Raw genomic sequence first — 12,153 nt, forward strand, 5'->3', positions numbered from 1 at the left:
CCGCCCGACGACCAGCCTCCGCCCCCAGACGACCAGCCGCCCGAGGAAGAGCGCCGGTTCTGATCGAAGGTCATGCCCAGCCAGCGATAGCGGCCCGGTCCGATCTTCTGGCCGAAGATCGGCGGCAGCACCGTCATCGCGATGCCGCCAAAGAAGATAAGCGCCCAGATGGTGATGAAGATGGCGAAGAACAGGTCGTCTGAATTGAACGGCGCCTGTTCGTTGCGCTTGCCGCGCGCTTCCAGCTCCTCCGGATTGCCCTCCAGGACCATGATCATGTCGTCGACGGCCTTGGTGATGCCGCCAGAGAAATCGCCGGCGCGGAAGGCCGGCACCATGTCGTTCTCGATGATCAGCTTGGTGTGCAGGTCGGTCAGCGTGCCTTCCAGCCCGTAGCCGACCTCGATGCGCATCTTGCGGTCGTTGGGCGCGACCAAGAGCAGCACGCCGTTATTTTCCTTGGCCTGGCCGAGCTTCCAGAAGCGGAACAGCCGGTTGGCGTAAGGCTCGATCTCCTCGCCGCCGAGGCTGGGTATGGTGGCGACGACGATCTGGTCCGAGCCCTTGGTTTCGAAGTCGGCGAGTTTTTGCGTGAGGGACGCGCGCGTGCCAGCATCGATGATGCCGGCATTGTCGACGACGCGGCCGGTGAGGGCGGGAAGGTCGGCGGCGAGGGCGGCGAGGGGGAGGAGGAGACAAAAAAGCAAGCCAAGAAAGGCGATGCCGGCGTTCTGTCGCGCCCCCCTCTGTCCTGCCGGACATCTCCCCCTCAAGGGGGGAGATTGGCAGTTTCGACAACCTCGCCCTTTCTTCGACGCTGAAGATTGGCGAAGGCCGGCGTGACGTCCAATCTCCCCCCAAGAGGGGGAGATGTCCGGCAGGACAGAGGGGGGCGCGAAGGAACGCAAAGCTGACAGGCTCGATTAAATCGCCGCTCACCCGCCCTGCTTCGTGCTCGTGCCGAAATCGACCTTCGGCACCTGCATCTTGTCTTCCTCGACGGTGAAGTTCGCGAACGGCTCGTTGCCGCGGAACCAGAAGGTCGCCCACAGCACGGACGGGAAGGTCTTCAGCGTCAGATTATAGTCCCTGACCGCCTGGATGTAGTCGCGCCGCGCCACGGCGATGCGGTTCTCGGTGCCTTCCAGCTGCGCTTGCAGCGCGAGAAAATTCTGGTTCGCCTTAAGGTCGGGATAGGCTTCCGACACCGCGATCAGCCGCGACAGCGCGCTGGTCAGCCCGGCCTGGGCATCCTGGAACTTCTTCAGCGCCTCGGGATCCTTCAGCGTATCCGGTGTCACCGTGATCTGCGTCGCCTTGGCGCGCGCCTGGACGACTGCGTCGAGCGTATCTTTTTCATGCGAGGCATAGCCCTTCACCGTCTCGACCAGGTTCGGGATCAGGTCGGAACGACGCTGATATTGGTTGAGCACCTCGCTCCAGGCCGCATGCGCGTTCTCTTCCGCCGTCGGGATGGTGTTGTAACCGCAGCCGGCAAGCAGCGGCAGCACGAAAGCCATCATCAGGAAGGCGGCAAGGCTGCGGAAGGGGGAGGCTAGTGAGAGGCGCTCGGCAATCATGATTGGTCCCTCGACAGAAGTTGCGCGCGAAGCATTACCACAATCCACGCGTAAGAAAATGTCCGGCCGATGACGCCTGCTCCGGCTCGGGCGCGAGCCCCTGTGAATAGTCGAGCGAACAGGATTTCATCGTCTTGTTTGACGCCATTCCGGCCGGAAGGCTACGGCGAAGTCGCCGAGCCTAAACGCTTCGCACTTTTCCTGGAATTGCTCTAAGGTCCGGGCAGGAAAGGGCAATTGCCATGGCCGAGCGCCAGGATGACGAGACCGAATCGCGCCGCATCCTCGAACGCGTGGCGCGCGAGACAGCGCCGGGCGGCGCGTCGTTCATCGTCGGCACGGCGAAGGACGCGCGTGACCGCGTGACCGCCGCCGACACCGACCGCACCGATCCCATCGAATATTGGGGAACCCGCATTGGCCGAACGCTCGGCTTCCTCATTGCCATTGGGCTATTGGCCTGGCTGGTGTATGCCGCAACGCGTGGCGGCTAGGAACAGATTTCCATGAATGCAGAAAAAATCGACGCGCCGCGCGCGGTCATCGTCATCTCCAGCCATGTCGCCCGCGGCTCGGTCGGCAACCGCGCCGCCGTCTTCGCGCTGGAGACGCTGGGCTTCCCGGTCTGGGCGGTGCCGACCGTCATCCTGCCCTGGCATCCGGGCCACAGCCGGGCCACGCGCATCGTGCCGCCGCTCGATCAGTTCAAGGCGCTGATGGCCGATCTCGAGCGCGCGCCCTGGTTGGGCGAGGTGAGGGCCGTGTTGTCGGGCTATCTCGGCGAGGCCGGCCAGGCTGACGCGGTCGCCTCGCTTGTCGCCGCCGTCAAGGAAAAGACGCCGAACGCGCTTTACATCTGCGACCCGGTGATGGGCGATTCGGGCGGGCTCTACGTGCCCGAGCCGACGGCCATCGCCATGCGCGACAAATTGATGCCGATCGCGGATATCGCCACGCCCAACCGCTATGAGCTGGAATGGATGGCGGGCGCGCCGCTGCCCGACATCAAGGCGGTGACGGCGGCGGCACTTCACGCCGGCCCTTCGACCATGCTGGTGACCTCGGCGCCCGCGATGATGGCGGGCAGCACCGGCAATTTCCTGCTCGACGGCAGCCAGGCGCTGCTTGCCGAGCACCGCGTGATCGAGAAGCCGCCGAACGGGTTGGGCGACCTGACTGCGGCCGTCTATCTGGCGCGCGTTCTGTCCGGCCAGCCGCCGGTCAAGGCGCTGCAATCGACCACCGCCGCCGTCTACGAGATCCTCGCTCGCACAGCGAAACGCGGCGGCGACGAGCTGCAACTCGAAACCGACGCGCAGAGCCTGTCGCACCCCATGGCCATGGTGCAGTTGCGCCATCTCCTGCATCCCGGGCGGGACAAGCGGGCGTGAAGCTCGCAGGCGTCGACGGCTGCAAGGCCGGCTGGATCGCCGTCCACCGCCAAGCGGACGCCGCGCCATCGGTCTCGGTCTTCCCAAGCTTCCAGGCGCTGCTCGACGCGCTGCCGGATGCCACGTTCGCCGTCGACATGCCGATCGGCCTGCCGGATTTTTCGCGCAAGGGAGGTCGCGGGCCGGAAGCGCTGGTGCGGCCGCTGCTCGGGGCGCGGCAATCCAGCGTGTTCGCCATCCCTTCGCGGGCGGCGCTCTATGCCGACACCAGCGACTTCACCACGGTCGAAGCCTGGTATGCGGCGCATCGAAGGGCAAGCGCGGTGGCGATGGAGACCTCCGACCCGCCGCGCGGCGTTTCCATCCAGGCTTTCGGCATCTTTTCGAAGATCCGCGAGATCGACGCCCTGCTGATCGCGCGCCCCGATTTGCGCAGCCGTATCTTCGAATCGCACCCGGAAGTGGCATTCTGCCGGTTGAATGGCGGCACGGCGATGGCGCTGCCGAAGAAGATCAAGGGAGCGGTCAACCCGGCCGGCATGGAGGAGCGCAAGGCGCTGCTTTGTCGGCATGGCTACAGCAAAACCTTTCTCGACCAGGCGCCGCCACGTGGCGCGGCGAGCGACGACTTCCTCGATGCGGCGGCCATGATGCTGATTGCCGGGCGCATCGCCAGCGGCGAGGCAAAACCTTCTCCAGATCCGCCATTGACCGATCGTTTCGGCATTCCCGTTGCCATCTGGGTGTGACGAAGCCATGAATGCCGCATCGCGATTGCGACGGGCTCATCCGCAATTCGGCATTGCTCGCGACCGACTTTTGCCGCTAGAGGCTTTCCCAGACTTCAGGCAGACATCGCTCGAACACCCACATTCGTGCCGCATCCAACCCGGAAAGGGCCCAGACGCCGCCCATGCCTCACCTCCCTGAGCACCTCCTCGCCGGCTATCGCAACTTCATGGCCGGCCGCTATCCCTCGGAAAGCGACCGCTATCGCTCTCTGGCGCGCGAAGGCCAGGCGCCGGAAACGATGATCGTCGCCTGCTGCGATTCCCGCTCAGCCCCGGAGGCGATCTTCGACGCCGGGCCGGGCGAGCTCTTCGTGCTGCGCAATGTCGCCAATCTGGTGCCGCCCTATGAGCCGGACGGCGAATATCACTCGACATCGGCCGCGCTCGAATTCGCCGTGCAGAGCCTGAAGGTGAGGAACATCGTGGTGATGGGCCACGGCCGCTGCGGCGGCATCCGTGCCGCGCTCGACACCAATTCCTCGCCCCTGTCGCCCGGCGACTTCATCGGCAAATGGATGAGCCTGATCGCGCCGGCCGCCGAGACCGTGGCCTCCAGTACCATGATGACGGCGACCGAGCGTCAGACGGCGCTGGAGCGTATTTCAGTCCGCTATTCGATCGCCAATCTCAGGACCTTTCCCTGCGTCTCGATCCTCGAAGGCAAGGGCAAGCTCTCGCTCTACGGCGCATGGTTCGACATCTCGACCGGGGAGCTGTGGGTGATGAACAAGGAAACCGGCGATTTCGAGCGGCCTGAGTTGTGACGGAGGGATAATGCACCGGAGCCGGTGGAGGTTCTTTCTCGCGGCGGCGCTGTTCATGTCCACGGTCGCCCGCGCCAGCGCCGATGACGGCGCCATCATCGATCGCTGGTATTCGGCGCTGCTGGCCGCCGACAGGACCGAATTGTCCGAATTGCTTGCCGACGACGTGCGCATGAAGCTGGACGACATCGGCGTCGTGCAGACCAAGCAGGATTTCATCGCCTCGATCGACGAATGGCAGGGCGCGGTGACGGGCGCCACGATCCGTCATCGCATTGAAAAGAGCGAGAATGGCGAGACCACGGTGCTCGCCTGCTACGACTTCCCCAGCAACGACATGCTGATGCGCGAGACTTTTACCATCGCTGGCGGGCGCATCGTCGTCAGCACGCAGACGGCGGTGGCGCAGGATTGCAGCGGCTATTGAACTCCGCCGTGTTGCGCGGTGTGGGACGTCGCCCTACATCGGAGGCACCCGCCTCCATCCACTCACCGGAATGCACATGTCATCTTCAAAAACCGTCGATCTCGCCGCCCATCCGCTGACCGTCTGGCAAGGGCCGCTAGGCCTGCCGAATTTCTCGCGAATCGGCGACAATGATTTCGGGCCGGTCTTCGACGCGGCGCTGGCGGCGCATCAGGCCGAGATCGACGCGATCGCCGGCAACAGCGAGATGCCGACCGTCGAGAACACGCTTGCCGCGCTCGAGCTTGCCGGCGAGGCGCTCGACCGTGTCTCGTCGATCTTCTGGTGCCGCGCCGGCGCTCATACCAACGACACGATCCAGGCGATGGAGCGCGAGGTTTCGCCAAAGATGTCGCGGCATTTCTCGGCGATCTCGATGAACGAAAAACTGTTTGCCCGCATCGACGATCTCTACCAGCGGCGCGACAGCCTCAAGCTTGATGCCGAGACGCTGCGCGTCCTGGAAAAGACCTGGAAGGGCTTTGTCCGTTCGGGCGCCAAGCTCGATGCCGACGGCAAGAAGCGGCTCGCGGCAATCAACGAGGAACTCTCCTCGCTCGGCACCAAATTCGGCCAGAACGTGCTGGCCGACGAGCGTGACTGGGCGCTGTTCCTCGACGAGGCCGACCTTGCCGGCCTGCCGGACTTCTTGAAGAGCGCGATGGCGGAAGCGGCCGAGATGCGCGGCCAGAAGGGCCGCTACGCGGTGACGCTGTCGCGCTCGATCTACGAGCCGTTCTCGACCTTCTCGGAGCGCCGCGACCTGCGCGAGATCGCGTTCAAAGCCTTCATCATGCGCGGCCAGAATGGCGGCGCCTCCGACAACACCGATGTCGTGCGCGACATGCTGAAGCTGCGCGCCGAGAAAGCGAAGCTTCTGGGCTACGAATCCTTCGCGGCGCTGAAGCTCGACGACACGATGGCGAAGACGCCGAAGGCCGTGCACGAGCTGCTCGATCCCGTGTGGGAGAAAGCCCTGGAAAAAGCGGCCGCCGACCAGAAGGAGCTGGAGCGGCTGGCGGCGGAAGCCGGCAGCAATGAGAAGTTCGCGGCCTGGGACTGGCGCTTCTACCAGGAGAAGCTGCGCGCCGAGAAATTCGCCTTCGACGAAGCGGAGCTGAAGCCTTACCTGCAGCTCGAACGCGTCATCGAAGCCTGCTTCGATGTCGCGACACGCCTGTTCGGCATCACTTTCGAGGAAAAGAAGGGCATAACAGCCTGGCATCCCGACGCGCGCGTCTTCGTGGTGAAGAATGCCGACGGCAGCGAGCGCGGCCTGTTCCTCGCCGATTATTTCGCGCGGCCGTCAAAACGCTCCGGCGCCTGGATGAGCGCGCTGCGGTCGGGCTATAAGCTTTGCCCGGGCGCCAAGCCGGTGATCTACAACATCATGAACTTCGCCAAGCCGCCGGCCGGCGAGGCGGCGCTTCTGTCGGTCGACGAGGCGAAGACGCTGTTCCACGAGTTCGGCCATGCGCTGCACGGCATGCTGACCGACGTCACCTGGCCGTCGGTCTCCGGCACTTCGGTCAGCCGCGACTTCGTCGAACTGCCCTCGCAGCTTTACGAGCATTGGCTGACGGTGCCGGCGGTGCTGGAAAAGCATGCGCTGCACGTCAAGACCGGCAAGCCGATGCCGAAGGCATTGCTCGACAAGATGCTCGCTGCCCGCACCTTCGGCGCCGGTTTCGCCACGGTCGAGTTCACCGCTTCGGCGCTGATCGACATGGCCTATCATGCGCGACCTGACGCGCCCGCCGAGCCGCTTCGATACGAGGCTGAAACGCTGGAAAAGCTGCATATGCCCGACACGATCGCGATGCGACACCGCACCCCGCATTTCGGCCATGTCTTCGCCGGCGACGGATATTCAGCCGGCTATTATTCCTATATGTGGTCGGAAGTGCTCGACGCCGACGCCTTCTCGGCTTTCGAGGAGACGGGCGATGCCTTCAATCCGGAACTCGCCGAGCGGCTGCGGAAGAACATCTATGCCGCGGGTGGGTCGAAGGATCCGGAGGAGCTTTATACGACCTTCCGCGGGAAGATGCCGTCGCCTGAGGCGATGATGGTGAAGCGGGGATTGGTGTGACGCATCTTTCCCTTCTCCCCCCGTGGGAGAAGGTGGATCGGCGCGCAGCGCCGAGACGGATGAGGGGTGCTCCAGGGAACGCCAGCGCCTCACTCCGCTGGAACACCCCTCATCCGGCCGCTTCGCGGCCACCTTCTCCCACAAGGGGAGAAGGGGAAGCGCGCCACGGATCAGCCACTCTCGGCCAGATCGGCCGCGTCAGTTTCTTGTAATCCGTCACCGCCGGATTGCTCGGATAGGAACTCGGCGCAGCCACATAGATGATCTCGGCAGCGATCGGCGCGAAGCCGGCGTAGAAATGGTTCGTCGACTTGATCAGGAGGACATCCTTCGACAGCGGATCGATGCCGATGTTGGAAAAGATATCCGGCTCGAAAGTCTGGGTGCGGTTGGTGTTCAAGATGACGTCGACCTCGGTACCTTCGATGCGAACCACCGCCGACGGCCCCAGCGTCACCCGGCTTGGTCCGAAACTCTGCCAACCTTCGTTGGTTGTCTTCAGCACCCTGACGCGGGCATCGATCGGCTCGCCGGCCTGAGGGCCGGCCTTGCCGCCGAAGCGCAGGTCGATGACCGCGCCCTCGCCGGCCGCATGGCAGAAGGTCACGGCGATCGGGTCCCAGATCGTCGCAACGCCGACCTTGCCCACGCCGCGCGAAAGCAGGTCGCGCAGCACGATGGTGCCGTCGCCCGGCACGCCGCCGCCGGGATTGTCCCAGATGTCGGCGATCACGACGGGTTTGTCCTTGCGCTCGGCGCGCACGGCTAGCGCCTGCTGGATGCCTGCGGATGCAGACAGCATTGTCATGGCGGTCTTCTCACGCAAGGCGTAGAGCTCGCGCCCGAGCGTTTCGGCGAGCTTGTCGCCCTTTTCCTTGTCATTGTCGGTCACGACCAGGATGCGCGTGCCCATTTCGGGCACGTCGGCGGCCATGAAGCCGTGGATGACCGAGACCGACAACACGCCGTCCTTGCCGTGCAGGGCCTTGATCCTGTCGACGAAGGAGCGCATCGGCTCGCGGCTGGTCGGCAGCACCTGGATCATGCGGCAGTCGAAGGTCGAGATCACCGGCTTGATCTCGCCGCGCGCCGCGGCGAGGCCGAGCTCGACCACATGCTCGCCGCGCTCGTAGAAATCGGTGTGCGGGAATTCCAGGAAATAGGCCATGACATTGCAGGCCGCGACGCGTTTCGGGGTCAAATGGCTGTGCGGATCGAATTCCGATGCGATCACCACTTTCGGGCCGACGATGGCGCGCACGCGCTCCAAGAGATCGCCTTCGCAATCGTCATAACCTTGCGCCACCATGGCGCCATGCAATCCCAGGATCACCGCATGGACCGGCAAGGCGGTCTTGAGCTGATCGAGGATCTCGTCGCGCAGCGCTTCATAGGTCTGCCGCTGCACCAGGCCGCCGGGCTCCGCCCAGGTGGCGGTGCCTTCGATGACGGTCAGCCCTTCCTTCGCGGCGCGCTTGCGCAGCGCCACGATCGGCGAGGAGCAGAGCGTCGGCGTCTCCGGATGTTTTCCGGGGCCGGCATAGAAGGCCATCTCGAAGGAAGCCCGGTCGGTCGGCACCGGCGAGAAGGTGTTGGTTTCCGTCGCCAGCGAGGCGGTGAAGATGCGCATGAAGGCTCCGTGATGACCTTTTGTTTTTCGCAATTCCGGACGGAAAACCGCTGCGCACTTTTCCTGGAATCGCGGGGATAGCTATTTGACCGCGCCGAGCGCCAATCCGCGGACGAGGTAGCGCTGCAGCCAGATGAAGAGGATCGCCACCGGCAGTGTCGCCAGCAGGGTGGCGGCCATGACATGGTGCCATTCGATCGTATAGCGGCCGGCGACCAGCGAGAAAACCTGGATCGGCAGCGTGTAGCTTTCCTGGCTGCGCAGCATGGTGAGCGCCACGACGAACTCGTTCCAGGCATTAATGAAGGTGAAGATCGCCGTCACCGCGATCGCCGGCAGGCAGAGCGGCAGGAATACCTTGCGCAGCGTCAACCAACGGCCGGCGCCTTCCATCCAGGCCGCCTCCTCGAGGTCGCGCGGGATGGTGTCGAAATAGCTCTGCAGCATCCAGACCGTGAAGGCGACGTTGAAGGCCATGTAGATGAAGCCGAGCGCGGTGGTGCTCTCCACCAAGCCCCAGGCCGCCATCAACCGGAACAGGCCGAGCACCAGCACGATCGGCGAGATCATCTGCGAGATCAAAAGGAACTGGCGAAAGGCGCCATAGCCGCCGAAGCGGAAGCGCGACATGGCGTAGGCGGCCGGCACCGAGATCAGGATCGCGCCGATGGTCGCCAGCGCCGAGACATAGAGCGAGTTGAGCAGCGCCTGGCCGAAGCCGGTCGCCACCCACATGTCGGCGAAATTCGACCAGCGGAATTCGCTCGGCCACCAGGTGGGCGTCAGCACCTCGGTGCGTGGCTTGACGGCGGTCAGGAACATCACGGCGAAGGGGAAGATCGTCACCGCGACCAACGGTGCAAGCAGCAGCCAGGCGATGATGGTGCGTTTCAACTTGCCGTTCATGCGCGCTGCTCCCGCATGGCGAGGCGGACATAAATCATGGTGAAGACGAGCAGGATCGCGAACATCACCAGCGACACGGCTGATGCCTCGCCCAGCTTGCCGATGCGGAAGGCGAGCTTGTAGAGATGGGTGACCAATATGTCGGTCGAGTTTGCCGGCCCCCCTTGTGTCATCACCCAGATGATCGGGAAGGAGTTGAAGACATAGATGGTGTTGAGCACGATCGCGATGTTGATGAACGGCTTCAGCAGCGGAAAGGTGATCTCGCGGAACTGCTGCAAGGGCGTCGCGCCCTCGAGTGCCGCCGCCTCGTAGAGATCGTCGGGGATCGAGGACAGGCCGCCGAGGAAGATCGTTGTGGTGAACGGCACCGTCACCAATATGCCGATCAGCACCTGCATCGGGAAGGCGGTTTCGGCGCTGGCCAGCCACTGGATGTTCTGGCTGATCAGGCCGAGCTTCATCAGCGCCGAATTCAGCATGCCGCTCTCGCCGTTGAGCGCCCAGCGCCAGACCACCGCGGTCATGGTCAGCGACACCGCCCAGGGCAGCATGATGATGACGCGGGCGAGGCCGCGGCCGTAGAAGTCCGTATTGAGGATGATCGCCACCGGGATCGACAAAAGCAGCGCGCCGCCGACGACCAGCACCGTCCACAACGCGGTGCGCCAGAGCGCGGCGACAAAATCGGGATCGGCGGCGAGCGCCGCGAAATTGGCCAGACCGCTGAACTCGCGCAACTGACCGAAGCGGTTGACGTCATGCGTCGAGATCTGGATCAGATCCCAGACTGGCCAGAAGATCACCACCCCCGCCAGGAACAGGCTGGGCAGCGTCAGGAGATAGGGCAGGAAACGATTTTGCATCGGCTGGTTTGTGTCGCGTTGCGGATGGATGAGGCTGGCTTAACAGATTGACTTGCCTCCTTCTTCTCAGGACGTCGCTTCCGGATTCCTTGCAAGTGGTGGCGCTGTTCCTCACCTGTGCGCCCGTCCTCCGCGGCGGATGCGGAAGAGAGCCCTTCCTCTCCCCCGTCGATCGGGGGAGAGGTGTCGAGCGAAGCTCGACGGAGTGGGGGTCGACCCTTGGCGTAAGGCGAGGCGATGCTTGCGCGGAGTGTCTTTCGTAAGCCCGCTCGCGGCGGTGGCCAGGTGGTTCCCCCACTCCGTCTCGGCTTCGCCGAGCCACCTCTCCCCCCTCCGGAGGGAGAGGAAATAGATGTGGCGCGCTCCGACGGGGTGGAGCGCGCCACGGGCGCAGGGAGATACGCCCTATTTCTTCGTCAGGACGGCGTTGGCCTTGTCGGCGGCCTCCTTCAAGGCCGCTTCCGGCGTGGCGCTGCCGAGATAGATCTTCTGCATGGCGTCCGACGTGATCTGGGCGATCTCTTCCCAGCCCGGGATGACCGGCGCGAAGCGGGCGTCGGGCAGAAGCGCGGTGAAGGCGGCGAGGTCGGCGTTGTTGACGTAATATTCCATCTTCGCCTCTTCCTTGTTCACCGGCAGGAAGCCCTCGCCTTGCGTGAACTTGGCGCGCTGCTCCTTGGTGAACAGGAAGTCGAGCAGCTTCCAGGCCTCGTCCTTGTTCTTGGAGTTCTTGAACATGATGATGGAGTCTGTGACGCCATAGGTGCCGCGCGCACCGGTCGGGCCGGCGGGGATGGCGGCGACGCCGTATTTCAGCTTCGGCGCCTCTTCCTTGATCTGGTTGGACAGGAACGGCGCGGTGATCATCATGCCGACCTTGCCCTGTTTGAACAGGTTCTGCACGTCCTCGCGGTTGTTGGAGGTCACACCCGGTTCGGTCAGGCCCTCGTCGATCATCGACTTGTAAAGCTTGGCGGCCTCGAGCGCGCCGGGCGTGCTCAGACCGGAGGTGCCGTCCTTGTTGAGGATTTCGGTGCCGAAGGACCACATCGCGTAGTAGTAATAGACGTCGGTCTCGATCTCCTTGCCCTGCAGGCCGTAGCCGAAGGCGCCTTGCGCCTTGATCTTGCGCGCATCCTCCTGCAGCTCGCTCCAGGTGGCCGGTGGCTTGGCGATGCCTGCCTTCTCGAACAGCTCCTTGTTGTAATACATGGCACGGGCGGAAGCCGCGATCGGCAGGCCGTAGGTGTGGCCGTCCATGATCGAGGGCTGCAGGAAGGTGTCGATGAAGCGGTCCTTGAACTCCGGCTTGATGTAGCTGTCGAGCGGCTCGGCGACATCCTGCTGCACGAAGTCGATCAGCCAGCGCGTGCCGATGATCGAAAGGTCGGCATTGGTGCCGGCGGTGATGTCGGTAGTGAGCTTCTGCAGGAGCACGTCCCACGGCACCACTTCATACTTGATGGTGATGCCGGGATTGGCCGCCTCGAACTCCTTCTTGACCTCTTCGAAATAGGGGCCGGTCTTGGCGCTGTATTCGGCGACAGTGACGCGCACCTCGCCGGCACCGGCAGGTGCCGCAAAAGCCAGCATGCTCATTCCGGCCAACAGGCCGACAGTCCATTTCGCAAGGCTCATCTGATCTCTCCCATTGATGCGCATTCGCG

General features: G+C 64.1%; 12 protein-coding genes. 6 read left to right on the top strand and 6 right to left on the bottom strand.

What is annotated here, in order from left to right:
- The coding region (locus LB535_RS20275; RefSeq protein WP_263490853.1) for a TPM domain-containing protein at positions 1-773 on the bottom strand (773 nt) is incomplete at its 3' end.
- 162 nt (positions 774-935) lie between these two features.
- A complete protein-coding gene (locus LB535_RS20280; RefSeq protein WP_224611045.1) occupies positions 936-1,580 on the bottom strand; it encodes a LemA family protein in 645 nt (214 codons plus the stop codon).
- A gap of 242 nt (positions 1,581-1,822) precedes the next feature.
- On the opposite strand from LB535_RS20280, the gene LB535_RS20285 reads away from it, so the two are divergent.
- The 6 genes from LB535_RS20285 (at position 1,823) to LB535_RS20310 (ending at position 7,084) form a co-directional block, all read left to right on the top strand.
- Entirely contained in the window at positions 1,823-2,074 is a 252-nt protein-coding gene (locus LB535_RS20285; protein ID WP_224633441.1) for a hypothetical protein, read from the top strand.
- A 12-nt stretch (positions 2,075-2,086) separates the two neighbouring features.
- Positions 2,087-2,971, top strand: a complete 885-nt coding sequence (gene pdxY / locus LB535_RS20290; protein WP_224633442.1) for a pyridoxal kinase PdxY — start codon at positions 2,087-2,089, stop codon at positions 2,969-2,971.
- Positions 2,968-3,720, top strand: a complete 753-nt coding sequence (locus LB535_RS20295) for a DUF429 domain-containing protein (protein WP_224633443.1) — start codon at positions 2,968-2,970, stop codon at positions 3,718-3,720. The genes pdxY and LB535_RS20295 overlap by 4 nt, the downstream gene beginning before the upstream one ends.
- A gap of 164 nt (positions 3,721-3,884) precedes the next feature.
- Positions 3,885-4,526 carry a carbonic anhydrase gene (locus LB535_RS20300; protein ID WP_095769607.1) on the top strand — a complete coding sequence of 214 codons (642 nt, stop codon included), beginning with the start codon at positions 3,885-3,887 and terminating at the stop codon, positions 4,524-4,526.
- A gap of 55 nt (positions 4,527-4,581) precedes the next feature.
- The gene (locus LB535_RS20305) at positions 4,582-4,953 is read left to right on the top strand and encodes a nuclear transport factor 2 family protein (RefSeq protein WP_224633444.1); all 372 of its coding nucleotides are present in this window, start codon (positions 4,582-4,584) and stop codon (positions 4,951-4,953) included.
- A gap of 76 nt (positions 4,954-5,029) precedes the next feature.
- On the top strand, positions 5,030-7,084 hold the full coding sequence (locus LB535_RS20310; RefSeq protein ID WP_224633445.1) for a M3 family metallopeptidase: 2,055 nt from the start codon (positions 5,030-5,032) through the stop codon (positions 7,082-7,084).
- Between the two features lie 109 nt (positions 7,085-7,193).
- Here LB535_RS20310 and LB535_RS20315 read toward each other — a convergent pair whose 3' ends face one another.
- The 4 genes from LB535_RS20315 to LB535_RS20330 all read right to left on the bottom strand — a co-directional run bounded on the left by LB535_RS20315 (position 7,194) and on the right by LB535_RS20330 (position 12,124).
- The gene (locus tag LB535_RS20315) at positions 7,194-8,714 is read right to left on the bottom strand and encodes a M81 family metallopeptidase (RefSeq protein WP_224633446.1); all 1,521 of its coding nucleotides are present in this window, start codon (positions 8,712-8,714) and stop codon (positions 7,194-7,196) included.
- Between the two features lie 81 nt (positions 8,715-8,795).
- A complete protein-coding gene (locus LB535_RS20320; RefSeq protein WP_224633447.1) occupies positions 8,796-9,620 on the bottom strand; it encodes a carbohydrate ABC transporter permease in 825 nt (274 codons plus the stop codon).
- The gene (locus LB535_RS20325; RefSeq protein ID WP_224633448.1) at positions 9,617-10,486 is read right to left on the bottom strand and encodes a carbohydrate ABC transporter permease; all 870 of its coding nucleotides are present in this window, start codon (positions 10,484-10,486) and stop codon (positions 9,617-9,619) included. The genes LB535_RS20320 and LB535_RS20325 overlap by 4 nt, the downstream gene beginning before the upstream one ends.
- A gap of 405 nt (positions 10,487-10,891) precedes the next feature.
- Positions 10,892-12,124 carry an ABC transporter substrate-binding protein gene (locus LB535_RS20330; protein WP_140846457.1) on the bottom strand — a complete coding sequence of 411 codons (1,233 nt, stop codon included), beginning with the start codon at positions 12,122-12,124 and terminating at the stop codon, positions 10,892-10,894.
- Positions 12,125-12,153 lie beyond the last annotated feature (29 nt).

Source organism: Mesorhizobium sp. CA10 (genome assembly GCF_020165285.1).
In the GTDB taxonomy this organism is placed as follows: domain Bacteria; phylum Pseudomonadota; class Alphaproteobacteria; order Rhizobiales; family Rhizobiaceae; genus Mesorhizobium.